Annotated in this window: 24 protein-coding genes; 18 read left to right on the top strand and 6 right to left on the bottom strand. The window is 36.2% G+C overall.

Annotated elements, in window-relative coordinates:
- Positions 1 to 635 precede the first annotated feature (635 nt).
- Complete coding sequence (locus ACQCPR_RS16805; protein WP_269915805.1) at positions 636 to 1,271, top strand: 3D domain-containing protein; 636 nt, start codon at positions 636 to 638, stop codon at positions 1,269 to 1,271.
- A 170-nt stretch (positions 1,272 to 1,441) separates the two neighbouring features.
- Positions 1,442 to 2,197 carry a 3D domain-containing protein gene (locus ACQCPR_RS16800; RefSeq protein WP_427137613.1) on the top strand — a complete coding sequence of 252 codons (756 nt, stop codon included), beginning with the start codon at positions 1,442 to 1,444 and terminating at the stop codon, positions 2,195 to 2,197.
- Positions 2,198 to 2,325: 128 nt separating this feature from the next.
- On the opposite strand, the gene ACQCPR_RS16795 is transcribed toward ACQCPR_RS16800, so the two are convergent.
- Together ACQCPR_RS16795 and ACQCPR_RS16790 are read right to left on the bottom strand one after the other, a co-directional pair.
- Positions 2,326 to 3,351, bottom strand: coding sequence for a FecCD family ABC transporter permease (locus ACQCPR_RS16795; protein ID WP_090568878.1), 1,026 nt, complete (start codon positions 3,349 to 3,351; stop codon positions 2,326 to 2,328).
- Positions 3,351 to 4,391 carry a FecCD family ABC transporter permease gene (locus tag ACQCPR_RS16790; RefSeq protein ID WP_427137612.1) on the bottom strand — a complete coding sequence of 347 codons (1,041 nt, stop codon included), beginning with the start codon at positions 4,389 to 4,391 and terminating at the stop codon, positions 3,351 to 3,353. Before ACQCPR_RS16790 ends, ACQCPR_RS16795 begins: the two co-directional genes overlap by 1 nt.
- A gap of 122 nt (positions 4,392 to 4,513) precedes the next feature.
- Here ACQCPR_RS16790 and ACQCPR_RS16785 point away from each other — a divergent pair, with 122 nt between their 5' ends.
- The gene (locus ACQCPR_RS16785) at positions 4,514 to 5,506 is read left to right on the top strand and encodes an ABC transporter substrate-binding protein (RefSeq protein WP_090568884.1); all 993 of its coding nucleotides are present in this window, start codon (positions 4,514 to 4,516) and stop codon (positions 5,504 to 5,506) included.
- Between the two features lie 39 nt (positions 5,507 to 5,545).
- Here ACQCPR_RS16785 and ACQCPR_RS16780 read toward each other — a convergent pair whose 3' ends face one another.
- A complete protein-coding gene (locus ACQCPR_RS16780) occupies positions 5,546 to 6,049 on the bottom strand; it encodes a hypothetical protein (protein WP_427137611.1) in 504 nt (167 codons plus the stop codon).
- A 142-nt stretch (positions 6,050 to 6,191) separates the two neighbouring features.
- Between ACQCPR_RS16780 and purU the strand changes: the two genes are divergently transcribed.
- Positions 6,192 to 7,100: a formyltetrahydrofolate deformylase gene (purU, locus tag ACQCPR_RS16775; protein ID WP_427137610.1), complete on the top strand. Its 909-nt coding sequence runs from the start codon at positions 6,192 to 6,194 to the stop codon at positions 7,098 to 7,100.
- A 639-nt stretch (positions 7,101 to 7,739) separates the two neighbouring features.
- Here the strand turns inward: purU and ACQCPR_RS16770 are convergent.
- Positions 7,740 to 8,786: an acyltransferase family protein gene (locus ACQCPR_RS16770; protein ID WP_427137609.1), complete on the bottom strand. Its 1,047-nt coding sequence runs from the start codon at positions 8,784 to 8,786 to the stop codon at positions 7,740 to 7,742.
- A gap of 111 nt (positions 8,787 to 8,897) precedes the next feature.
- Between ACQCPR_RS16770 and ACQCPR_RS16765 the strand changes: the two genes are divergently transcribed.
- The 9 genes from ACQCPR_RS16765 to ACQCPR_RS16725 all read left to right on the top strand — a co-directional run bounded on the left by ACQCPR_RS16765 (position 8,898) and on the right by ACQCPR_RS16725 (position 15,489).
- On the top strand, positions 8,898 to 9,509 hold the full coding sequence (locus ACQCPR_RS16765; protein ID WP_427137608.1) for an SGNH/GDSL hydrolase family protein: 612 nt from the start codon (positions 8,898 to 8,900) through the stop codon (positions 9,507 to 9,509).
- 60 nt (positions 9,510 to 9,569) lie between these two features.
- On the top strand, positions 9,570 to 9,980 hold the full coding sequence (locus ACQCPR_RS16760) for a YugN family protein (protein WP_090568897.1): 411 nt from the start codon (positions 9,570 to 9,572) through the stop codon (positions 9,978 to 9,980).
- A 381-nt stretch (positions 9,981 to 10,361) separates the two neighbouring features.
- The gene (gene tsaE / locus ACQCPR_RS16755) at positions 10,362 to 10,814 is read left to right on the top strand and encodes a tRNA (adenosine(37)-N6)-threonylcarbamoyltransferase complex ATPase subunit type 1 TsaE (RefSeq protein ID WP_427137607.1); all 453 of its coding nucleotides are present in this window, start codon (positions 10,362 to 10,364) and stop codon (positions 10,812 to 10,814) included.
- The gene (gene tsaB, locus ACQCPR_RS16750; RefSeq protein ID WP_090568903.1) at positions 10,811 to 11,497 is read left to right on the top strand and encodes a tRNA (adenosine(37)-N6)-threonylcarbamoyltransferase complex dimerization subunit type 1 TsaB; all 687 of its coding nucleotides are present in this window, start codon (positions 10,811 to 10,813) and stop codon (positions 11,495 to 11,497) included. The genes tsaE and tsaB overlap by 4 nt, the downstream gene beginning before the upstream one ends.
- Positions 11,487 to 11,942: a ribosomal protein S18-alanine N-acetyltransferase gene (rimI, locus tag ACQCPR_RS16745; protein ID WP_090568906.1), complete on the top strand. Its 456-nt coding sequence runs from the start codon at positions 11,487 to 11,489 to the stop codon at positions 11,940 to 11,942. Before tsaB ends, rimI begins: the two co-directional genes overlap by 11 nt.
- The gene (gene tsaD, locus ACQCPR_RS16740) at positions 11,939 to 12,958 is read left to right on the top strand and encodes a tRNA (adenosine(37)-N6)-threonylcarbamoyltransferase complex transferase subunit TsaD (RefSeq protein ID WP_427137606.1); all 1,020 of its coding nucleotides are present in this window, start codon (positions 11,939 to 11,941) and stop codon (positions 12,956 to 12,958) included. Before rimI ends, tsaD begins: the two co-directional genes overlap by 4 nt.
- A 549-nt stretch (positions 12,959 to 13,507) precedes the next feature.
- Complete coding sequence (locus ACQCPR_RS16735; RefSeq protein ID WP_093495944.1) at positions 13,508 to 13,993, top strand: DinB family protein; 486 nt, start codon at positions 13,508 to 13,510, stop codon at positions 13,991 to 13,993.
- Positions 13,994 to 14,405: 412 nt separating this feature from the next.
- Positions 14,406 to 15,248, top strand: coding sequence for a serine hydrolase domain-containing protein (locus tag ACQCPR_RS16730; RefSeq protein ID WP_427137605.1), 843 nt, complete (start codon positions 14,406 to 14,408; stop codon positions 15,246 to 15,248).
- On the top strand, positions 15,208 to 15,489 hold the full coding sequence (locus ACQCPR_RS16725; RefSeq protein ID WP_427137604.1) for a hypothetical protein: 282 nt from the start codon (positions 15,208 to 15,210) through the stop codon (positions 15,487 to 15,489). The genes ACQCPR_RS16730 and ACQCPR_RS16725 overlap by 41 nt, the downstream gene beginning before the upstream one ends.
- A gap of 57 nt (positions 15,490 to 15,546) precedes the next feature.
- Here the strand turns inward: ACQCPR_RS16725 and ACQCPR_RS16720 are convergent, their stop codons facing one another.
- Positions 15,547 to 17,478 carry an ABC-F family ATP-binding cassette domain-containing protein gene (locus ACQCPR_RS16720; RefSeq protein ID WP_340880522.1) on the bottom strand — a complete coding sequence of 644 codons (1,932 nt, stop codon included), beginning with the start codon at positions 17,476 to 17,478 and terminating at the stop codon, positions 15,547 to 15,549.
- Between the two features lie 130 nt (positions 17,479 to 17,608).
- Between ACQCPR_RS16720 and ACQCPR_RS16715 the strand changes: the two genes are divergently transcribed.
- On the top strand, positions 17,609 to 18,250 hold the full coding sequence (locus tag ACQCPR_RS16715) for a redox-sensing transcriptional repressor Rex (protein WP_093495947.1): 642 nt from the start codon (positions 17,609 to 17,611) through the stop codon (positions 18,248 to 18,250).
- Positions 18,251 to 18,295: 45 nt separating this feature from the next.
- Here ACQCPR_RS16715 and ACQCPR_RS16710 read toward each other — a convergent pair whose 3' ends face one another.
- Positions 18,296 to 19,033 carry a CPBP family intramembrane glutamic endopeptidase gene (locus ACQCPR_RS16710; RefSeq protein ID WP_090568926.1) on the bottom strand — a complete coding sequence of 246 codons (738 nt, stop codon included), beginning with the start codon at positions 19,031 to 19,033 and terminating at the stop codon, positions 18,296 to 18,298.
- Positions 19,034 to 19,220: 187 nt separating this feature from the next.
- Between ACQCPR_RS16710 and groES the strand changes: the two genes are divergently transcribed.
- The 4 genes from groES to ACQCPR_RS16690 all read left to right on the top strand — a co-directional run bounded on the left by groES (position 19,221) and on the right by ACQCPR_RS16690 (position 23,626).
- On the top strand, positions 19,221 to 19,505 hold the full coding sequence (gene groES / locus ACQCPR_RS16705) for a co-chaperone GroES (RefSeq protein WP_090568929.1): 285 nt from the start codon (positions 19,221 to 19,223) through the stop codon (positions 19,503 to 19,505).
- A 38-nt stretch (positions 19,506 to 19,543) separates the two neighbouring features.
- Positions 19,544 to 21,178, top strand: coding sequence for a chaperonin GroEL (groL, locus tag ACQCPR_RS16700; protein ID WP_090568932.1), 1,635 nt, complete (start codon positions 19,544 to 19,546; stop codon positions 21,176 to 21,178).
- A 93-nt stretch (positions 21,179 to 21,271) separates the two neighbouring features.
- On the top strand, positions 21,272 to 22,183 hold the full coding sequence (locus tag ACQCPR_RS16695; protein WP_427137603.1) for a tyrosine-type recombinase/integrase: 912 nt from the start codon (positions 21,272 to 21,274) through the stop codon (positions 22,181 to 22,183).
- A gap of 474 nt (positions 22,184 to 22,657) precedes the next feature.
- Entirely contained in the window at positions 22,658 to 23,626 is a 969-nt protein-coding gene (locus ACQCPR_RS16690) for a hypothetical protein (RefSeq protein WP_427137602.1), read from the top strand.
- Positions 23,627 to 23,974: the final 348 nt, after the last annotated feature.

Raw genomic sequence — 23,974 nt, 5'->3', positions numbered from 1 at the left:
GTGTGTGACTTTTAGTTATTAACGATGACACGATCCATTTCTTAGCGGTGCCTCTAATTTGAGTAGCTGATTTTCATATTGTGCCATGTCTTTGCCTCAGTCCTTTGTTAGTATAGAAGGTTACTAAAAGTAAGTCAAAATATTTGGCTCGAGTTTTTCTATTTAGGTATTAAAGAAAATAAAAAGAATCTGTAGTGGTCTCATCTGGAAAAGACTGGATTTTATTTATAGTTACTTTTAATCCATAAAACTCTCAGTGCAATGAAGAAAAGTATCTTATACACTTCACACTTCGTTTTATGAAAATGCAGAAATGCAAACAGTTTCAGTGGTGACTTCTCCTATTCCTAATATTATCTTTATGAATTTCAATTATTTTGGTTCACTTCTTTTTATGAGTTAAAAAATTATTTTCTATATCTCAAAAAGATATTTCCATATAAACCCTCGTATAAAAAACATTTTTAGATGCACGTTATAACAGTCGACACAATTAGAATTTAGAAAATCTAGTAGACCATTTACTTTTGTTTGAAAGCAATCTATTGCCACTTGTAAACAAAATGGTTTGTATCACTCATTTTTGGGGCAATACATATAAGGGATTATTGAAAATGTAAGTTGGGGGTAAAACTTTGAAGATTAAAATTGCGATTTTTACATTATTTTTATTAAGCATGACTTTTTCTACTGCAAGTGCAGTAGAACCATTATTGGGGCAATATAATTTAGCGAATGAAGATATGGGTGAAAATCTTATCTATGAGGAAAGTTCTGTAGTTCTTCCGGATCCGTCTATTCATACAGTTGTAGATGGGGATAACTTATATGATATTGCGTCTACATATAATATTTCGGTTGATTTACTTATGGAGTGGAATGGATTAGCCGACCACGTGATTTATCCAAAAGACCAGCTAGTATTAAGTAGTGATACTACACTAGAAAAGCACCCAGATACTATACCACCAGAAGGGCCTGGAATAGAGATGACAGTGGAGGCAACTGCTTATACTGCCTATTGTTATGGCTGTATTGGAATAACAGCTTATGGTATCGATTTAAGATCTAATCCAGAAGAGAAAGTAATTGCAGTGGATCCGACGGTTATTCCGCTTGGTACTAAAGTGTGGGTAGAAGGATACGGAGAGGCAATTGCTGGAGATACTGGTGGTGCTATAAAGGGGAATAGAATTGATGTGTTTATTCCTACCTATGATGGTGCGATTGAATGGGGAAGACAGGAAATAACACTTAAAATAATGGAGTAGTTCTAAGATGTAAACTATATGTTTTAACGCCATTTTTCCAAACAGATTCTAGTTGTTTGGGAGGATGGTTTCTTTTTATTTTTTTAGAATGTTTGTTTTTGTAAGTTTTTGGGCAATACTTAGTCAAATTTAAAAGTGATTGAAAGATTGCTTGTAAGGAGGATTTAGTATTGAAAGCAAAAACGATGTTAATGATTTTAGTCATTACTTTTTCGATGAGTTCAGTAACGTATGCTGCTGACCCTTTTTTAGTCGCCACGAGTGATGGAGAAGGATCTGATATATTTAAAGCAGATATTGAGACAGATTTTATTTTTTTCGATGATGCATTAAATCTGGAACTAGCTTATGATATTCTTTTTGAGCCTGCGAAATATACAGTGAAAAAGGGTGATAATCTATTTCGGATTGCACTTGAGCATAGTATTTCATTGGAATCGCTAGTGGAATGGAATAATATTGAAGGGGATTTAATCTTTCCTGGGGAGGAGTTGCATGTAAGTGATAAGGGAATCCCTAAAACTGTTAATAAATTAGCAGCTGCTTCAACTGTAGCTAGAAGTTCTCCACCTCCTGATCCGGTAGAAGAACCGAAAGCAACCGTATCATCTTCTATAGTTGAACCAGCGAGTTCCGGAGAAGAGATGATTGTTACCGCTACTGCCTATACAGCTTATTGTGAGGGGTGCTCGGGAACTACTGCATACGGAATTGATTTGCGAGCCAATCCCAATCAAAAGGTAATAGCCGTCGACCCTCGTATAATACCACTAGGTACAAAAGTTTGGGTAGAAGGCTATGGAGAAGCGATAGCTGGTGACACTGGAGGAGCTATTAAAGGTAATAAAATTGATGTTTTCATTCCTTCATATGATAATGCTATTGCTTGGGGAGTCAAAGAAGTGAAAATTAAAGTTATCAATTAAACTCAAAAACAGATCAGTGATTATAAGCTGATCTGTTTTTTGTTTGATTCCCTATTAAAATACGTATGAACCGTATGGAAAGCAAAGTTGACGGTGTAAGAGTTTCCCTATTTACTTGTAAAATTACTTCATGTAGTTTTTATAAGCAAATAAATAAAATAAGGTGCACCAAGTACTGAGATGACAATCCCAACAGGTAATTCCATCGGTGCTAAAATAACTCTACCAAGTGTATCTGCTAGTAGGAGTAATAGTGCTCCCAGCAAAGCTGATAGTGGCAACATTTTGGAATGTGAGGCTCCAACTAAACGCCTAGCCATATGTGGTGCTATTAAACCGAGAAAAGTAATACCTCCTCCAACTGATACACAGACACCAGCTATAGCTACAGAGATAAATAGCAAAAAACGTCGTTCTTTTTCGATATTTGCACCTACACCTATAGCGATAGAGTCTCCAAGCTTTAACACATCCAATACTCTAGACTTGTAAAGAACAAGAGGAATTAGTACAACTAACCAAAGGAAAATCATCCACACAAACGTCCAATTCGTCCCCCAAATACTACCAGAAAGCCAAACTATAGCTTTCATAAAGTTAATCGGCTCCATTTTCATTTGAAAAATGGTTAGTCCTGCTCCAAATGCTGCATTGATTCCAATTCCGACAAGTATAAGTCTAACTGGTGTTACTCTTCCATTTTTCCAGGAAAGAATGTAAATAAGGAATGCAGCAGTAAAACCACCGATTAGTGCTGCGAATGGCATGATGAAAATAGAAAGCCATCCGGTCATAAATACAGTTCCTTGGAAAAAGAACATATAAAGAACGACTGTAAAGCCTGCACCGGAGTTGATACCTAGAATACCAGGATCAGCAAGTGGGTTTTGTGATATTCCCTGCAAAATAGCACCTGATATTGAAATTCCCAAACCAACAAGTAATGCCATGAATATTCGAGGTAAACGGAACTCGAATATAGTCAGTTCATTTTGGGGATTACCATATCCAAATAATGTGGCAATTACATCAGCTATCGGGATTTTCATATAACCTGCATTAATACTTATAAGGACGGCAACAATGATTAAAGCAAAGGTCATTATCATAAGAAATTTATATTTTGCTTCATTTTTAGATAAAGTATTTGTCATTATAGTCCTCTCCCTTCTTTACGCGCTAGATAGAGGAAGAACGGTACACCAATAAGGGCAGTAATCGCACTGACAGGCGTTTCAAACGGGGGGTTCACCATACGTCCAACGATATCTGCAGTTATCAATAATATCCCGCCTAATATAGCAGAGCAAGGAATTATCCAGCGATAATCGACTCCTACTAAAAATCTAGTGATATGAGGAATTACGAGACCTACAAATCCAATCATACCGGCAATGGAAACTGCAGCTCCTGTTAAAAGAAGTACGGCGATTGTCCCAAAAAATTGTATGTAACCAGTTCGCTGACCAAGTCCTTTTGCGACATCTTCTCCTAAACTTAACACAGAGATAGAACGAGACAGGATTAATGCTAGTATAAGCCCCACAACGATAAATGGGATTGCAAACAAAATATGCTGAGGCTGAATACTAGAAACACCTCCAGCATACCAATAGCTGATGTCCTTCGAGACATTAAACTTAATACCAATAGCTGTTGATAGAGAACTAAGTAGGGATGTAATGGCTGAGCCGACTAGCGCTAATTTCACAGGGGTAACCCCACCCTTAGCCATAGCGGAAATTCCAAATACTAAGCCAGCCCCGAGACCTGCTCCAACGAAAGAGAACACCATTAAGCCCAAATAACTTATACCTGGTAAAGCAGCAAGAGCAATGGCTATTAAAAAAGATGAACCAGACGTAACACCCATTATGGATGGGGAGGCCAAAGGATTTCGTGTCATCCCTTGCATAATTGCTCCAGAAACAGCTAATGCTGCTCCAACACAAATAGCAGCAATTGCACGAGGTAGTCGAAGTTCACGGATAATAACATGTGAAGAATTGTCTGGGTCAAAATGAAAAATGGCTTTCCAGACATCTTGATAACTTAAGTTAGATGCACCAAAATTTATGGACACAATCATACTAAGTCCTAGTAGCACAATGCCGATGATAATGACGGCGGAGCTAGTGAAAGGATTTTTAAATTCTTTTGTGGTTTTTTTGAGATTCTTTGATTTTGTATTCATATGTATCATTATCCCCATCATTCGCAAAAATAAATATTGACAAATGAAAGATTCTGTATTCTAATTGAAATCGAGAATCATTATCAATGAAGTAATTATAACATATGAAAAAGGAGATTAACATGAAAAATTTACTAGGTAAAAATAAGTGGCTGCAATTAGTTGGAGCAGGCGCGTTGGCTTTAACATTGGCAGCTTGTGGTGATGAAGACAAGACAGACAATCAAACTTCGACAGACCAAACAGAACAAAAAGCTGACACACAAGAAAGTGATACTCGTACATTGACGGATGCGATGGGCAATGAGGTAGAAGTACCAACTAACCCAAAACGTGTACTAGCTTCATACTTAGAAGATAATTTAGTTGCATTAGGAATAACGCCTGTTGCACAATGGAGCGTAAAAGACGGAGCTAGTATCCAAGGATACTTAAAAGAGGACTTAAAAGACGTTCCAATGATTCCGCATGACTTGCCATTCGAAGCGGTTCAAGAATATGCACCAGATTTGATCATAATGGACTCAGCAAGTATGGTAGAAGGCGGTAAATACGAGCAGTACAGTAAGATTGCTCCGACATATGTAATAGGTACAGAAGTAAATAATGACTGGCGCGATGAACTAAAACGTGTAGGGGAAGTATTTGGTAAAGAAGCAGAAGCCCAAAAGGCATTAGAAGATTATGATGCAAAAGCTGCGGAAGCTAAAGAAACGATTGAAGCTGAAGTAGGAAATCCTTCAGTAGCAGCAGTATGGCTAGTAGGCGGGAAATTCTTCGTAGTCGGAGAAAATCTATCTAGTGGCGCTGTAATGTACGGTGATTTAGGATTGAAGATACCGGCAGTAGTGAAGGAAATCTCAGCAAGTGCAACTGGTAACTGGAGCGAAATCTCTTTAGAAAAATTGGTTGAGTTGGATGCAGAACATTTATTCTTGATTAACAGTGATACAACAAGTGGTTCAGCTGCACTAAGTGATGCTTTATGGAATAGTGTACCTGCAGTAAAAGCTGGAAATGTATATGAGTTCTCACCAGATGAAAGCTGGTTATATACTGGTACAATCGCAAATGAACAAATTATCGATAATATTTTAAAAAGTATTGTAAAATAATTAAGCAAAAGTTATCTCCCAACTATTGTGAGATAGCTTTTATTTGTTTTTTAGTTCTTCTGCCAATTTAGAACTACGAAATCTTCTATGACGTTTTAATTCTTCTATTACTTCTCGTGTTTGATAAGAAAGTCGAACATGATAATAATTGATATGCTCTACTAGGGCGAAAAGATAAAGAAAAAGAAGCCAATAGAATACGTTTGAAAAATAGAATAATTGATAGAGTAGAATACCGAATCCCACACCGAGCAAGAGTATGTTCAGCTTCTTGAATGCCGTGAAAAATTTAAGTTTATTTTTGGGCAAAAAAGAGAAATTCCTACGCTTAGCTTGTCGCCATTTCAAAAACCAATAATAACTCCCTTGTAATAAAAGAAATTCCAATAAGAAAAAAGCGAACAAAGTGGCTAAAGAAGTTAAATATGGTTTTGTCCATTCATAAGTCTTTAAATACATTATCCACACCGTCGCAAAAACTATTGTTGCAGCCAATTCTCCTGTAAATAATTTAAATAGTTTTGTAGTTAGTTTCTGATACATTTATTCACCCCATTCGAACCAAAATAAAAGTCTAGAATCCCTAATATGATACTTTAGTTATTTAATCTACTAAAGGGTTGAGAAGATGTGCAGAATGTTGCATAATAAGAAAATTAATATTTAAATAATGGGAGCTGTTTAAATGTCAATCAACACACAAGCAAAAAGTAACTCGCAACAGCAAAACACCTATCTAGAAAACCGTGGACGTCTGCTAGTAAAATGTCCTGATAAGCCAGGGATCGTCTCTGTATTATCTACATTTTTACATACACATAATTCAAATATTATTGAATCTAACCAGTATTCAAGTAATCCAGAGAATGGTACATTTTTCATACGAATAGCGTATCATTGTGACACACTGCTTGAAACAGCATCTAAAATGGAAAAGGATTTCGAACAAATTGCTGCAGCGCATAATATGGAATATAGCTTTAACTATTTGCACGAACGTACACGTTCTGCAATTTTTGTTTCCAAGGAACCACATTGTTTAATGGAGCTTTTGTGGGAATGGCAAAACGGAGATTTGGATACCGATATTGTCGTAGTCATCAGTAATCATGAAGACGCACGACCATTTGTCGAAGCTTTAGGTATTCCATATTATTATATACCAGCAAACAAAGAAATTCGAAAACAAGTGGAAGCAGAACAAATTCGGTTAATGGAGCAATATAACGTAGACTTACTAATTTTGGCTCGTTATATGCAAATACTAACATCAGAGTTTGTGGGGCATTTTGAAAATCGTATTATTAATATCCATCATTCATTCCTGCCAGCATTTATCGGAGCTGGACCTTACGAGCGTGCTTACGAACGTGGAGTAAAACTAATCGGTGCTACTTCTCATTATGTAACAAATAATTTGGATGAAGGTCCTATTATAGAACAAGACGTGGAACGGGTAGACCATCGTGATGACGTAGTTGAGTTAAAGAAGATTGGCCGTACTATCGAACGACGAGTATTAGCGAAAGCTGTGAAATGGCATTTAGAAAATCGTATAATCGTGGAAGGTAACAAGACGATTGTGTTCCACTAATTAATATTATAAAGAGTTACTTCCCCACTTTTGACGTCGAAAAGGATATTAATGCTTTTGTACTGAAAGGAAAGTCGAAATAAGGAAATATTGACCAGGTATGAGTTGAATAGGATATCTATTCTGTATATAATGAACATAGACTATAGAGACTGGATACGCGAATATCCAGTCAGCAATTACGACCGCAGAAAGAGCGGTTGGTCCAAGGTCAAAATAACCGTCAAACCTTTAGCTCAGGGGACGGTTATTTCTTTTTTACAAAGAAAATGATTATGGTCACTACTATGGAAAAGGTTGCTATCAGTACAGCGCTTAGCTGGATCAACAAACTCATCATCTGGTATGTTGTCATGGCAACACCTCCTAACGAGAAAAGTGACCAACCGCCCACCCTGCTATGTAATTGCCAACTTATTATAACATAAAATCGAACTAATGTTCTATTTTAATGAATTCAAAACTAAATAATGTTGAAAAGCCCTGACAGATCAACGTATGTAATCTGTCAGGGCTTTTTTTCGCATTAGCGGCAGAGCATGACTTTCCTATGAGGTTCGCTGAAGCGAAGCCCGAATGGTTCAACTAAAAAAACAGCGGAGGATAAAATAATCCCCCACTGTTTGAAGTTGTATGTTTTTAGATTTGAATTAGTTTCTGCGCTCGAATATCTCCTAAGAAGAACTTTCCATATGGAATCATTTTTTGAATGACGATGGATGCTACTATTGGGGTGATTATTCCTAGTGTAGTAAAGCCAATAATGCCATATTGGAAATAATTATTCAGGATGATATCCGTAAAAATATGCAAATACATTATAGAAATCGAGTGTTTTTCAATTTTCGCCAACCAATCTAGCGATAGAATAGCGGTAACTCTTTGAAACAGACCAAGAATAACGACTATAAACGCAATAGGAATGACTAAGTCCAGCAGTAAATGTTCGTATCGCAGGAATTTCATACTTAGGTGATAGTCGATATAGCCAAGTTTGTCTGTTATTATCGCAGTGATTGCAATGATCAAAGCTCCTATCAACCAAGATTTCGTAATGTTCATCCAAATTGATTTTGCATAATAGCCAAGAGCAAAATAGACGATTGCCATTAGAACGACATCTAGGTTCCAAAGCATAGGAATTGTTTGTGAGGCTTCGTCTGGAGCACCGTTTATATATTGCATAGCGAAAATACTCTCTAGATGAGCAACGATATAAAAAACAATGAGTAGAACAATTTGCTTGACTCGACTTAAATACTTTGTCATCATCATGAATAATAAATACGTAAAGAAGAGTGTCGTTACAAACCAGAAAACTCCATAAGCACCACGTGCAAAACGGCCCGCAATAACTAACTTCCATAAATCTTGCAAGTACCAGGATAAGTCAAAGTTACCTCCAGCAAGCTCCATTCCATATCGAACAGTTGTAATAGCTAATAAGAAAAACAAGTAAGGAACTATTAGCTGTAGGAATCTCTTTTTTATAGAGACTTTTGTGTCTTGATCTTCTTTTAATTCTTTAAAAAATAACCCACTTAATAAGAAAAAAGCTGGCATATGAAACCAGTATATATATGTGATGAACGGGAAATCTAATTCACCTGGATAATGTCCGATGACAACTAAAATCATTAAGAATCCTTTTGTTACATCGACCCATGTTAAACGTTTGTTAGCCATAAAACTTCCTCCAAAACATTAATTTCTATGTTTGTTTATCCGTTTTTGGGTAATTATAAACGTATAGTGTGTTTCAATTATATTACATATTGTTAAAAGGAGTTTTGTTATATGTTGGAAATAATTTGTTTTGGGGACAGTATCACTGCTAGAAAAGAGGGCAATCCATCCCCCATTTTAACTCATAAATTGACGTCAAAAATGCCTAATTATGAATTTATTAATGCCGGAGTATCTGGAAATACAACGGAGCAAGCAATGTTCCGTTTCAATAAAGATGTGTTATCTAAGCGCCCTGATGCGGTGACTGTACTTTTTGGAGCGAATGACTCAGCGACTCATAAGTTTGTAGATTTAGAAACGTTTAAGCGTAATATTTCTTTATTTGCAAAGCAGGTGGGTCCTGAAAAGACAATATTGATCAGCCCTGCTCCTGTGGATGAGTCTCTTCAGCAGAATAGGACGAATGAACGTATGGAGCAATATGCACAGGCTGTTCAGGAGGTTGCCGAAGAAACGGGTAGTTATTTTATCGATTTCTTTCATATTTTTTATTCCAAACCAAACTACAGGGATCTACTAGTCGGGGAGAAGAATGATGGTCTGCATTTTGGTGAAGCTGGCTATGAATTGCTTTCTGATTTAATAGTGCAAAAAGTGGAGGAAATGGAGATTGAGGATGGTTTCTTTAAAAAACTAGTAGACAGATTAATGAGAGGCTAGTATTTTTAAGCCGATTCTTGGAGATGATAGGATGAAGATTCGAACGAGGAGTGGATTATTTTGCTGCAATTACAAACAGAGTTGGAAGGAAAAGAAATTGGTTTCGGTGATTTAAGAAGTAGAATAGATAGCCTAGGCTACACGATTGGCGGAAATTGGGATTACCATAAAGGTAGTTTTGACAATGTATTATGGAGAGATGAAGCGGAAACAATCTACTTGCGACTTCCATTCGAAGTGGTGGAGGGAGAGCTAGACAATTACGATGCCCAAATTAAGTTCCAAACCCCTTATGTCATCAAGCATGTAGTTAATATAGGTTTAGACGAGGATGAAAATTCTTTGCTTACATCGACTGGCTTCAATCAATTCCAAGATCCAGTTGATAAGGACGGTCAAATTGCCAACAAAAATAAATGGACAGTAGCTGGAGAGCAAGCAGTTGAGAAAATCGTACGGTTAGTCCAATAAAAAAGAGATCATTTCGTAGTGGATGCGAAGTGATCTTTTTTAATAGATAGCGTATATAAAATTGTCTTGTGAACACTGGGATTTGTGGCATTTTTAAGAATGAATATAACGACTGATTTCCGTTTTAGGAAGTAAAATAGCGAACGAAATTGCATCTTCGAGAGCAATAGGAAAGTAGCTTTTCTCTAGTTATCCAAAAACGTACTTACCGGTTTCTAAAAGTTGTAGGAGGGTGTGGACACTGGGCTCAGAGGACCGGGCGTCTTTTTATGGGGTTTTTCTTAGCCTACTAAGCTACCCTAAAGACCCCACACTTACAATATTAGATATATTTCATTATAATAGAAGCATTAGAGATGTAACTGGAAAGGAAAGCAACCGATGAAATATGAACGAATGATTAATTCGGAGCAAGAAACAAAGGCTCTTGCTGAGCAATTGGCAGTCCGCTTACATGCTGGAGATGTACTGACTCTAGAAGGCGACCTAGGAGCAGGTAAAACGACATTCACAAAAAGTGTGGCGAAGGGTTTAGGAATTACACGAAACGTAAATAGCCCAACGTTTACTATATTAAAGCAATATGAGGGCAGGCTGCCGTTAAACCATTTAGATGTCTACCGACTTGCGGATAGTGATGAGGATTTAGGCTGGGACGAGCTGTTTTACGGCGATGCGGTAAGCATCATTGAGTGGGCACATTTGATAGAAGAGGATTTGCCAGCAGAACGACTGGCGATTCAGATTCTTCGTCTAGATGAGAATGCTAGAAAATTTACGTTTATGCCCTATGGCAAACGATATGAACAATTATGTGAGGAGCTTTTTGAATGATTTGGTTAGGAATAGATACATCAAATACACCTCTTGCGATAGCTATTGTAAAGGATGAACAAGTACTTGCTTCGTTTCAGTCATCAATGAAAATTACGCACTCGATTGGCACGATGCCAGCTATTGAAGAATTAATGGAAAAAGCAAATATTAAGCCAAATGAAATAGAAGCGATTGCTGTAGCGAAAGGACCGGGTTCCTATACAGGAGTTCGTATTGGAGTAACGATTGGAAAAACACTCGCTTGGACACTAAAAGTGCCAATATATTCGGTGTCAAGCTTACATGTACTTGCTGAGAATGCTCCGTATTTCCAAGGTGTTGTTTGTTCCATTATGGACGCGCGTCGTAGTAATGTATTTGCTGGAATTTATGCAAACGGTGAAGTAGTAAAGGAAGCGCATATGTCATTAGTAGATTTACTAACAACTCTAGATAATCTGGAACAGCAAGTGTTATTTGTCGGCATGGACGTTTCGATTCACTGGGAGCAAATAAAAGAAGTACTTGGAGATAAGGTTCAGCGGGTGAATGCCGCTTTTGATTTACCAAATGCAGCTGTTTTAATAGAAATGGCGAAAAAAATGGAGCCTTCTGAAGTGCATACAGTAGTGCCTGAGTATTTGCGTATTACCGAAGCAGAGGCAAACTGGATGAAAGAGCAGAAGAAAAATGGAAACTAATATAACGTATCGAAAAATGACTTTAGATGATATAGATCAAGTACTGTTGATCGAACAGGAGGCATTCGACACACCTTGGACGAGGGAAGCCTTTGAGCACGAAATGACGACAAATTTGTATTCACATTATCTTGTTGCTGAAACAGAAGCAAAAGATATAATCGGGTACTGTGGCATGTGGGTAGTGATGGATGAAAGTCATATTACTAATGTGGCAGTAGCTGAACGTATGCGTGGAAACAAAATTGGTGAAGGATTGATGCGGGAGGCTATCCGTGTAGTAACAGAGCAAAATGTAGTACTCATGACACTTGAAGTTAGAGTATCAAATGATGTGGCGAAAAACTTATATTATAAACTTAACTTCCAAGACGGAGGCATACGGAAAAATTATTATTCAGACACCGGAGAGGATGCACTTGTGATGTGGGTGGAATTTAAATGAGAAAAGACCAATATATATTAGGAATTGAAACGAGCTGTGATGAAACAGCAGCATCGATTGTAAAAAATGGGCATGAGATTATATCCAATGTAGTAGCATCACAAATCGAAAGTCATAAACGATTTGGTGGAGTAGTACCAGAAGTCGCATCGAGACACCATGTGGAGCAGATTACAATTGTTGTCGAAGAAGCATTAAAACAAGCGGATATGACACCGCAGGATTTAGATGCAGTTGCAGTTACAGAAGGCCCAGGGTTAGTCGGAGCACTTCTGATAGGTATAAATGCTGCGAAAGCATTCGCTTTTGCAAATGGGCTTCCACTAGTTGGAGTCCACCACATCGCGGGGCATATTTACGCTAATGCACTAGTACAGAAGATGGAATTCCCACTTTTGGCATTAGTTGTTTCTGGAGGTCATACGGAGCTTGTATTAATGAAGGAAGATGGACAGTTCGAATTAATCGGTGAGACTAGGGATGACGCTGCAGGTGAAGCGTACGACAAAGTAGCTCGAGTATTGAATCTTCCATATCCAGGAGGTCCACATATCGATAAACTTGCTAACGAAAGTGATGAAGCATTGCAATTCCCTAGAGCATGGCTAGAGGAAGGGTCATATGATTTTAGCTTCAGTGGATTAAAATCTGCAGTTATCAATTATCAGCATAATGCCGAGCAACGTGGGGAAGAAATAAACCCGAACCACCTAGCGGCAGGATTCCAGCAAAGTGTAGTGGAAGTGTTAACGACAAAAACTATACGTGCAGCACGTGAATTTAAAGTGAAGCAAGTTATTGCTGCGGGTGGAGTTGCTGCAAATAAAGGACTTCGTAATTCACTAGAGAAAGCTTTTACAAAAGAGAATATACCTTTTTATGTACCGCCCATCAAACTGTGTACAGACAATGCTGCCATGATTGCTGCCGCTGGAAATTCTAAGTATTCAGCAGGGCATTTAAGTGATATGTCGATGAATGGTAGACCAGGTCTAGAATTAAATAGTTGGAATTAAGAAAAACAAATGCGCCTATTTTAGTTCCGAGATTCTGAAACGAGTCAAAGCCTATTCGCTTGTAGTCTAGACTCTAAACAACTAAATGAAATACTCAAATCCTCTTTTCTTCGACAAGAAAAGAGGATTTTTATCATGGAATTTAGAAGTTGTCAATAGAGAACATTCGTACTTATGCACATTTTGTGGATAACATGTGCGTAACTTAGACGCAAACTATATATAGTATGATTGTTATACACATCAATGTGGACAACTTATTTTTAAAATTGTGGACAATGTGGATAAACCTGTTGATAGATTGATATAACTAGTTTTTCTTTGTGAATAAATATGTGGAGAAAAGTTATTATAAAATAGTACTTGACCAACATATATGTATACTATTCGACACTGCAACAATTATAAGATTAAAACATAAGAAGGATTATCGCTGAAATTGTAGAATTCTAGTAATAGGTGGAAAATATCAGAATAGGTTGTAAGGTTTCATTCTGGCCAATAAAAATAAGATAAAATATTATTACTCAATTTTAGGGAGGAAACTTAGTGAAGATGTTTTTTCAGTATAATTGGTTGGTTAGGGAAGACTGGTATCTATGGTGTGAGAGATTAAGTGAAGAAGAACTGTTATGCAAACGCACAGGTGGAGTAGGAAGCATTTTAGAAACATTATTTCATATAGTAGATGTGGAATGGAGTTGGATTCGTGTTTTGCAGGATCAGCCCGATTTTCAGGAGAGTTTTGAAAATTATAGTACTCTGGAGAAAGTAAGGCAATTAGACGCAAAATTTCGATTGGAAGTCGAAGCCTTTGTAAACAACTGGAATGATAGCATGGAAAGTCGCATACTTTACGATACGTTGCCAGATGGAAGAATTGAACGGGATACTTGGGGTGAAGTTATTCGACATGTAATTGCTCATGAGATACACCATATCGGACAATTATCTATTTGGGCAAGAGAATTAGGAAAAAAACCGATATCTGCTAATGTAATTGGACGTGGACTTGCTGATTCAGCAAAAGAATAAATGATTCACAAGACAAACGGAGTTGTAATTTACCGAACATATTCGATGAAGTTTTATCTTTATCGGAGGCATCTGATTACCTTAAAAATAAGTGAAAAATCTATTGAGGCAATTATAAGTCAGGATAAAATACAATTGAATAATTATGGTTCATTTTTAGGTATGATGTTCCCTTATTCAAAAGTATATGAGGAGGTTATCTTTTCAAAAAAGCCCTTAGATGCTTGGGTAAATGAGACAGCAAAAAAAGGAACGAGTTTTCTAAAGATAATTAGGAAGAATCAGTTATGTTCTATACACATATTTTTGGATTCAAAGGATTAGGTCATTTTTAGAAAAGGTAAAAGAGTGCAACAGCTAAAATATTTTTCTAACAGCTTTTTTCAAATGTTGTAAAACGATGGAGGACATAATGTTGAATACGACAAGTATAGAGGCCGTAAAGAGGCATTTCGATAAATACTTTAATAAAATTCATCAAAAAAATGCTCAATCAAGCATCCAAATTCTGATTGATAGTGAAAAGTTAGATTTTCAGTATAACTATTCATCAGAAGATTCAAACCAACCTTTCCATATTGCAAGTATTGGTAAAATGTTTACTGCTACTTTAATAATGATTTTAATAGAAAGAAATAGTTTATCCTTACACGATCCGATATCAAATTATTTTACAAATATAGAACTTGAAAATCTCTTTATATTTAAGGATAAAGATTATATGAAAGAAGTTACCGTAGAACAATTATTAGCGCATACTTCAGGAATCGGTGATTATTTCGAAGATCCAGTAAATTTAGGTAGTCCGATGTCTAAATTGATCGTTTCCGAATCTGAAAAGAAATGGACTCCCTATGAATTAGTTGAATTCACACGGAAAAGGCAAAAAGCTGCAGGGATACCTGGGAAGGTCTTTCATTACTCAGATACTGGTTATATTTTAATTGGTTTAATCATTGAAAAAGTTTCAGGAAAACCATTTCATGAGAATCTACATGATGAAATCTTTACCCCACTTGGAATGCAGGACTCTTATATGCTATTCTATTCGGAACCTAAAAATCCCCTACAAAAATTTCAAAAGATTTGGCTTAACGGCACAGATGTAAAAGACTTTCAAAGTCTAAGTGTGGACTGGTCGGGAGGTGGAATAATATCTACTCCAAATGATCTTCTTTCTTTTAATAGAGCTTTTAGAGAAGGAAGATTATTTCATGAAGAAAAAATACAGTTTATGGAAAAAATTCAAACATAAATTCAGAACTGGTATTCACTATGGAACAGGGCTAATGGAAATCCGATTTGAAGAGTTCTTTTTTCTATTGAAAGGGTTACCAAGAGTAAGAGGGCATATTGGAGTTCTTTCAACTCATTTGTTTTATGACCCATCTACTGAGACCCATATTATTATGAATTTTGGATCGAGTAAACTAATGGTTCAAAGTTTCAAGGCATTAATTGAAATTATTAGACAACTAAAAAGAGTAAAATCATAAGCAATTAGAAAAGGTAGTGAAGCCAAAAAAACGAATTGGTTTCACTACCTTTTTTCTTTATGGGGCTATTTCTTCTAATTGTTCCTGTAATTCTAACCATTCATTTGATAGGTCATCTTGTTTTTCCTTCAACTGATCTAGTTCACGCTGTAATTGTTGGACAGCTTCGTGGTCTTGGAAAATTTCAGGGTCACATAACTTTTCTTCGATAATAACAATTTCCGCATCAACAGTTGGAATCTGACTTTCCAATTCCTCTAGCTGGCGTCGAAGCTGACGTTCTTTTTTCTTTGCTTCTTTATCAATAGTGGATGTGTTCACTTTTGTAATTACTGTATTTTCAACTACTGCATTTTCTAAAGCAAGCTCTTCCATTTCTTCTTTTTTCTCTAGGTAATAGTCATAGTCTCCAAGGAATAGAGTTGCATCTTCGCTTGCTAACTCAATAACCTTTGTTGCAATTCGGTTTATAAAATATCGGTCATGGGATACGAATATGATAGTCCCGGGGAAGTCGAGTAATGCATTTTCGAGAACTTCTTTACTGTCTAAGTCTAGATGGTTGGTAGGCTCATCGAGTACGAGGGTGTTCGCTTTTAAAAGCATTAGCTTTGCAAGAGCGAGTCTTGCCTTTTCACCACCGGATAGTGTAGATACCGTTTTTTGTACATCATCTCCTGAAAACAAGAAACGACCTAATACAGTGCGGACATCTCGTTCATTCATTAACGGCCATTCATCCCATAGTTCTTGTAAAGCTGTTTTGTTGCCAGTTAATGCTGCTTGTTCTTGATCATAGTATCCAAATTGGACATTCGTACCATACTGGATTTTCCCATCAGCGGCATTTAATTGTTTCATAATTGTTTTTAGTAAAGTTGATTTGCCCACCCCATTTGGTCCAACGAGTGCAATGCGGTCTTGCTTGTACACAGAGAAGGAAATATTCGATGAAACAGTTTTGTTTGGATAGCCAACTGCAATTTGCTCCAGACGAAGTACGTCATTGCCACTTGGTCGATCGATAGTAAATCCGAAAGAAGCAGATTTTTCATCACCATCTGGGGATTCCATCCAGTCTGTTTTCTCAATAACCTTACGTCTAGATTGAGCCATTTTAGTTGTAGAGGCACGGGCAAGATTTTTACTGACAAAATCCTCGAGCTTTGCTTTTTCTTCTTGCTGTTTTTCATACTTCTTTCTATCTAACTCATAGTTTTTTGCTTTTTGCGTTAAGTACGAACTGTAGTTGCCAACGTATCTTACTACATTATGCCGAGATACTTCGTAAACAAAGTTGACTACTTGGTCTAAAAAGTAGCGGTCATGTGAGACGATAAGAACTGCACCGCTATAATTTTTCAGATAGTTTTCTAAAAAGCTTAGCGTTTGAATGTCCAAATGGTTGGTAGGCTCATCGAGGATTAGTAAGTCTGGCTTACTTAGAAGCATTTTTGCAAGTGCTAGCCTCGTTTTTTGTCCTCCTGACAATGCTTGGACAGGCTTATCATAATCATCTGGGAAAAACTGCATGCCGTGTAATATAGAGCGTATATCTGATTCGAAGCGATAGCCACCTGCCTCATTAAAGGCTAACTGTAATTCATCGTACGTTGCTGCCACTCTTGCATAAGCTTCAGTATCTTCATATATAGTAGGGTCTGCCATTTGTGATTCTAGGGAACGAAGCTCTTTTTCTGAGTTAATGAGATGACTAAAGATTGTCTTCATTTCCTCCCAGATTGTCAATTTAGATTCGAGACCTGCATGCTGTTCTAAATAGCCAAGACGAATATTTTTTGGCATAATTATTTCGCCTGAATCATACGACATTTCACCTGCTATTATTTTAAGTAGTGTAGATTTTCCGGCACCGTTTCTACCAACAAGGGCAACCCGGTCTCGATCCTGAACCTCTAGCTTTACGTTAGTTAATATATCTTCACCGTTAAAGGATTTTGTTATTTGATTGACTTGTAAAACAATCACAATTATTCGCACCTCAATTCTATCCTTAGTGTAATAGATAGGGCTTGTCGTTGCAACGCTCTAGGTTTACAATGGTAGAAATGTCTAGTAAGATAATAACGATTTGTTTGACTAAACTAGGAGGATTTTTATGAAGCCAGAAATACCGAGAATTCCTCAAGCAACTACGAAAAGACTTCCATTATATTATAGATTTTTACAAAGCTTTCATAATGCTGGACACAAACGAGTTTCTTCGCAGGAATTGAGTGAAGCGATGAAAATCGATTCCGCAACAATTAGGAGAGATTTCTCTCATTTTGGTGCGCTTGGAAAAAAGGGTTACGGTTATGACGTTCCGACTTTACTTGAGTTTTTCCGTAAAACACTCGATCAGGATGAGGCTGCGAATGTTGCGCTCATTGGAGTTGGAAGTTTGGGAACTGCTTTTCTAAAGTATAATTTCCAAAAAAACCATAATACAAAAATTGTCGTGGCTTTCGATACAAAAGCTCCGGTAGAAGGAACGACCATAAGTGATATTCCTGTGTATCATTCGAGTGTTATGCTTGAAAAGCTAGAGGAATATGGAATTGAACTGGTCATTTTTACTTTGCCAAGTCGGTCTGCACAGCAAGTAGCCGATCAATTAGAAGCTTCTTCTATTAAAGGGATATTAAACTTTACACCAATACGTTTACAAACAACCGATGCTATCCGTGTACATACCATCGATCTTTCTGTAGAATTACAGACTCTTATTTATTTAATAAGAAATGAACTGACTGAATAACAAAAAAAGCCTTTGACCATAATGCTAACAGGTCAAAGGCTTTTATTAATGAAAAAATAGGAACTGCATATTTGAATATTGTTTAAGAAACTGTTGAATTTCCTCACCGTAAAATTGAACTAGCACAACAAATCCATTTAATAACATATGGGAGATAATTGATGCGATAATTCGCTTTGTCTTGTAATAGATAAATGCGAATATAAATCCGGAGACCGCATATAGTAGTATGTGCGTAAAGTCAAAGTGAATAATTCCGAACACAATTGCACTTACAGAAGCGGCTACAAAGAAATTCGTTTTTGGCAACAGAGTTCCGAAAATGATTCTTCGGAATATCAGCTCCTCTAATATAGGGGCAAAAATGACAATTGAAAAAATAGCTAATGGTACGGTATGGGCAATTTCTATAAACTGAGTTGTATTTTCTGATCCAGGATCCACACCAAATTTAAGCTCGATGCTTGCTGCAATACCCTGTCCTACAAATACTAGAAAGAAACCAGCAATTCCCCAACCGATCGTTTGGAGGGTTGGGCTTGGCTTACCATTTAGTGGCTTCAAGTAAGTCTTGTCTTTACGGATGATTAGTAGGGTGATCAATGTAGCGATTCCCATGCTAAGAAATACCCACCAACCAGAAATGAAAAGTGCTGGATTTTCCACTCCTTTAGCTTCTAATAGGCTATAAAGCTCTGGTAGGAACGGGACAAGTATACCTGAAGATAGTTGCATTATACAGTAAACGATTAATATGTATATACCAGTTTTTTGTTGTTTCATAAACAGTTTTATTCCTCTCTATATGTACCTTCTTTTCTTATTGTATCGGAAATAGAAAATAAAAGAAAAAGATAGCTTCTTACTTGCAAAATGTTCTGTGATTAATTATTATTATAAGTGTGTTAGCACTCAAAGAGTAAGAGTGCTAATAATATTACATTTTACTATTTTAGGGAGGTAGTTTCACTTGTTAAGACCATTAGGTGATCGTATCGTAATCGAATTAATCGAAGCTGAGGAAAAAACAGCATCTGGCATCGTACTTCCAGACTCTGCTAAAGAAAAACCGCAAGAAGGAAATGTTGTTGCTACAGGGACTGGACGAGTACTTGAAAACGGCACTCGCGTTGAACTTGACGTAAAAGAGGGAGACCGCATCATCTTCTCTAAATATTCAGGCACAGAAGTGAAATATGAAAACAACGATTATTTAATTTTACGCGAAAGCGATGTTCTAGCTATTATTGGCTAATAAAACTTTGGAAAATATATTCAGGAGGTAACTAACACATGGCTAAAGAAATTAAATTCAGTGAAGACGCACGTAGCGCAATGTTACGTGGAGTAGATAAACTTGCAGATGCTGTTAAAGTAACACTTGGACCAAAAGGACGTAACGTAGTTCTTGAGAAAAAATTTGGTTCACCACTTATTACTAATGATGGTGTAACGATTGCAAAAGATATCGAATTGGAAGATGCATTTGAAAATATGGGTGCTAAATTAGTGGCAGAGGTTGCTTCTAAAACAAACGATATCGCTGGTGACGGTACAACAACTGCTACTGTATTAGCGCAATCGATGATCCGTGAAGGATTGAAAAACGTAACAGCTGGTGCTAACCCAGTAGGAATCCGTAAAGGTATTGACCTTGCAGTTGCTGCTGCAGTTACAGAGTTAAAAGCAATTTCTAAACAAATCGAAGGCAAAGAGTCTATTGCTCAGGTTGCAGCTATTTCTTCAGGAGATTCTGAAGTAGGTGAACTAATTGCTGAAGCAATGGAGCGCGTTGGTAACGACGGTGTCATTACAATTGAAGAATCTAAAGGGTTCACTACTGAACTTGACGTGGTAGAAGGTATGCAGTTCGATCGTGGATATGCATCTCCTTATATGGTAACAGATTCGGATAAAATGGAAGCTATTTTAGACAATCCATATATTTTAATAACAGATAAAAAAATTACAAGCATACAAGAAATTCTTCCTGTGCTTGAGCAAGTAGTACAACAAGGCAAACCACTTTTACTAATCTCTGAGGACGTAGAAGGGGAAGCTCTAGCTACTCTAGTATTAAACAAATTACGTGGAACTTTCAATGCTGTAGCTGTTAAAGCGCCAGGATTTGGTGACCGTCGTAAAGCGATGTTAGAAGATATCGCAGTTCTTACTGGAGCTGAAGTAATCACAGAAGATTTAGGTTTAGACTTAAAATCTGCTAACATTACTCAATTAGGTCGTGCATCTAAAGTTGTTGTATCTAAAGATAACACTACAATCGTAGAGGGTAACGGAGAGTCTGATCGCATCGCTGGTCGTGTAACACAAATCCGTTCTCAATTAGAAGACACTACATCTGAATTCGACAAAGAAAAACTACAAGAACGCCTAGCTAAATTAGCTGGTGGTGTAGCTGTAGTTAAAGTCGGAGCAGCAACAGAAACAGAACTAAAAGAACGCAAGCTTCGTATTGAAGATGCTCTTAATGCTACTCGCGCAGCAGTTGAAGAAGGTATCGTAGCTGGTGGTGGTACTGCACTAGTAAACGTATATAACAAAGTTGCCGAATTAGCAGAAACAAAAGAAGGCGACGTAGCTACGGGTCTGAAAATTGTACTTCGTGCATTAGAAGAACCAGTTCGTCAAATCGCTAACAATGCAGGTCTTGAAGGATCTATCGTTGTAGATCGTTTAAAACGTGAAGAAGTCGGTATCGGATTCAATGCTGCAACTGGCGAATGGGTGAATATGATCGAAGCAGGTATCGTTGATCCAACTAAAGTAACTCGTTCAGCACTTCAAAACGCTGCATCTGTAGCAGCATTATTCTTAACTACAGAAGCAGTAGTAGCAGACATTCCAGAACCAGCAGGAGCTGGCGGTATGGGTATGCCTGATATGGGCGGAATGGGCGGCATGATGTAATTTTTTATACATCATTTCTGTGAAGTAGTGTAAATCACAATTAATTAGTAAAGCTATAACCACTTCTCATAAATAGAGAGGTGGTTATTTTTTATGCTTTTGAAATTTGCTTATCAAGACTTTTTAGCTGACAGAAAGTTTAAGAACACAACCGAGACGAACATTAAAAACTATGAAATGACTTTAGGACAGTTTATCAAATATTGTCTTGAACATGGTGTCATTAACATTGAAGAGGTTGGTCATCATCATGTACGTAATTATTTGTTAGATTGTCAGGAGAGAGGAAATAAACCAAATACTGTTAATACGAAGATTCTCAGAATCCGAGCATTCTTCAATTACCTCATCGAAGAAAAAATAGTAAGTGAAAATATGGGGCGAAGAGTAAAGTTACAAAAAGAAGATGTAAAGATTGATGTTTTTACAGATGAACAGATATATCAGATGTTAGCTTACTATCGAAGCTTAAGACGCAAGGAGAAGAGTTATTTTAGTTATAGGGGTTATCTGTTAATTATGATTTTATTAGGAACGGGATTACGACGCAAAGAGGTTATTAATCTAAAATGGTCAGACGTTGATATGCCAAGTTTAACGCTGAATGTATACGGGAAAAACCGTCAATATGAAACAGTATTTATGACCGAAAAGCTTTCTAAAGAGCTTTCAGTGTACCAAGTTTTTTGTAAGAATCATTTTGGACAAGGAAATGAATATGTCTTCTTGAAGCGTGATAATACACAGATGACCGATAATTCAATAACACAACTATTTAACAACTTACAGAACCACATGAATTTTAAAGATGTTCGTGTGTCAGCACATACTTTTAGACATTCGTTCTGCCACCGTCTGGCGATGAGTGGTATGTCAGCCTTTGCCATTCAAAACATGATGCGACACAAAAATATTAGTGTAACTATGAGGTACGTTGCCATGTGGGGCAGTGAATTAAAAGAGCAAAATGATAAACATAACCCATTGAATAACTTAAATATTTAAAAAAGAGAATTCAATTTAAAACAAGCCTATTAAGAATCTAATTTCACTAGATTGGGTTCTTTTTTATATTTCTCAAAAGAGCAGTGGTTCCTACACAGTCAACGTCATACCTACCTGCCAGAAGCCATTAGAATTAATTATAAGCCTTCTGTTTAGTGAAATGACAAATATATCCATAGATATTCTATGATGGTTGTAACGCTCAATATAAAGCTTACAGTAGGTGAGCTGTTGAATATTTGTTTAAATTATTTTTAAAGCTAGTTGGCATATTCCGTATTTTCTTCTTACAATTAAATAGAAGGTAAAATAATCCTTTTTAAGGGTATATATAAAATTTTAACAATTCATGTTATAGAGGAGGATTTGGGAAATAAGTTATAAAAAGTAGAATATTAAATTATCAAGAAAGTTAATTAATTGAAAGACACCAAGGAAGAAAAATATGAGAAAAAGTGAGGTTATTATTAACACATGATGACTAAAGAGGAAATTTACAAAAATTTAAAATTAAAACAAAAATACGAAGTGAAAGTATATATGCCAAATGAGATATTTGATAATCTTATTTCATTAAAAGGACATACCTCTAAACATATTGCATTTGCATACACATATTATTATTTCATCACATGGTTATACCGTTATGCGAAATATGACCAGTTTGTAATTAATAAGCAACAAATACTAAGTTACCTAGGGTATAACGAAAATACTAGCAGATTAGATTATATAATAAAAAAAAATGGTGTTCTTGATAACATGGGTTTAACAATTACAACTACAAATTATCCTGTCTATGCTTCATATGAAACAGATGGGGCAGAGCTGAATTTTACTTTGCTAGAAGATATTGATAAAGAATCTCAAAAGCAATATAAGAATAGACATAGTAATAAATATACAATCAAATATCCTGTATTAGCATTTGAGAGACCACAGGTATTAAAATCAGACGAAGAAGAGAGTAATCTAGGGACAGAATATGAGATAGTAGAAGGGACATTCTATGATATATCAAACACTCATTTAGTAGATTTCAGAGTATTCCTTTTTTGTATGAGTAAAAATGATTTAGGATGCACAGCATTTTATATTTGGTCATACTTACAAATGAAGAAGCAAATATTTAACAAATATGATGCTGTTCTTCAGCGAATTGCTGATGAAACATATTTATCTGAAAAGACAGTTGAACGCTATCACAATGCAATGAGAGGATACAATATGATAGAAGTTATTCATAATCAAAAATATTTTTCATTAGCTTTAGAAAATAGAAAAGCTAATAGCCATATTACGAACACATTTGAATCTTTTAAAAAGGATAAAATAGAGTACAAAAAGATGGAGGTAGTTTCAGTAGAAAAACATCTTAAGTTAGAAGAAAATAAAAAACAAAATAAAAAACGTCAAAAAGAATTAGATGATTTTATAAATTAAAACCAATTAATAAAGAACGTTTTGACGGTACATATAATATAATTATTATATCTATTAATTTATCAATTTATTTATTAATAAAAGTAATATCTAAAATTTTTATATTTACCGTCAATAAGTGTGTTATTAAAAATGTGTATCAAAAGTTATTAATGAGTTAATCTTACCAAATAAAGCGACATGAAATTTTTAACAAAATAATAGTTTGAGAAAATAATTAAACTAGTAAGTTTAGATGAAGTCTCCACATTCACGGAGTATTGTATTACCAGCGGCTATTAAGATGAAATAAAATAACAACTAGAAAAAGCTTGAAGAACATATATATGGGTCTTCAAAGCTTTTTTT

The sequence above is a fragment of the Psychrobacillus psychrodurans genome (genome assembly GCF_050209195.1).
Taxonomy (GTDB): Bacteria; Bacillota; Bacilli; order Bacillales_A; family Planococcaceae; genus Psychrobacillus; species Psychrobacillus psychrodurans.
Note: the sequence above shows the minus strand (reverse complement) of the source record. Positions and strands in the feature narration are given on the sequence as shown.

Bases quoted from the DNA above. Each gene is read 5' to 3' on its own strand.
- ACQCPR_RS16790 (WP_427137612.1), bottom strand. From the start codon at position 4,391: ATGAATACAAAATCAAAGAATCTCAAAAAAACCACAAAAGAATTTAAA.
- ACQCPR_RS16690 (WP_427137602.1), top strand. From the start codon at position 22,658: ATGATGACTAAAGAGGAAATTTACAAAAATTTAAAATTAAAACAAAAA.
- ACQCPR_RS16780 (WP_427137611.1), bottom strand. From the start codon at position 6,049: ATGTATCAGAAACTAACTACAAAACTATTTAAATTATTTACAGGAGAA.
- ACQCPR_RS16715 (WP_093495947.1), top strand. From the start codon at position 17,609: ATGAAGCCAGAAATACCGAGAATTCCTCAAGCAACTACGAAAAGACTT.
- ACQCPR_RS16730 (WP_427137605.1), top strand. From the start codon at position 14,406: ATGTTGAATACGACAAGTATAGAGGCCGTAAAGAGGCATTTCGATAAA.
- groL (WP_090568932.1), top strand. From the start codon at position 19,544: ATGGCTAAAGAAATTAAATTCAGTGAAGACGCACGTAGCGCAATGTTA.
- ACQCPR_RS16725 (WP_427137604.1), top strand. From the start codon at position 15,208: ATGAAGAAAAAATACAGTTTATGGAAAAAATTCAAACATAAATTCAGA.
- ACQCPR_RS16695 (WP_427137603.1), top strand. From the start codon at position 21,272: ATGCTTTTGAAATTTGCTTATCAAGACTTTTTAGCTGACAGAAAGTTT.
- rimI (WP_090568906.1), top strand. From the start codon at position 11,487: ATGGAAACTAATATAACGTATCGAAAAATGACTTTAGATGATATAGAT.
- ACQCPR_RS16710 (WP_090568926.1), bottom strand. From the start codon at position 19,033: ATGAAACAACAAAAAACTGGTATATACATATTAATCGTTTACTGTATA.
- ACQCPR_RS16795 (WP_090568878.1), bottom strand. From the start codon at position 3,351: ATGACAAATACTTTATCTAAAAATGAAGCAAAATATAAATTTCTTATG.
- purU (WP_427137610.1), top strand. From the start codon at position 6,192: ATGTCAATCAACACACAAGCAAAAAGTAACTCGCAACAGCAAAACACC.
- ACQCPR_RS16770 (WP_427137609.1), bottom strand. From the start codon at position 8,786: ATGGCTAACAAACGTTTAACATGGGTCGATGTAACAAAAGGATTCTTA.
- tsaD (WP_427137606.1), top strand. From the start codon at position 11,939: ATGAGAAAAGACCAATATATATTAGGAATTGAAACGAGCTGTGATGAA.
- tsaB (WP_090568903.1), top strand. From the start codon at position 10,811: ATGATTTGGTTAGGAATAGATACATCAAATACACCTCTTGCGATAGCT.
- tsaE (WP_427137607.1), top strand. From the start codon at position 10,362: ATGAAATATGAACGAATGATTAATTCGGAGCAAGAAACAAAGGCTCTT.
- ACQCPR_RS16765 (WP_427137608.1), top strand. From the start codon at position 8,898: ATGTTGGAAATAATTTGTTTTGGGGACAGTATCACTGCTAGAAAAGAG.
- ACQCPR_RS16785 (WP_090568884.1), top strand. From the start codon at position 4,514: ATGAAAAATTTACTAGGTAAAAATAAGTGGCTGCAATTAGTTGGAGCA.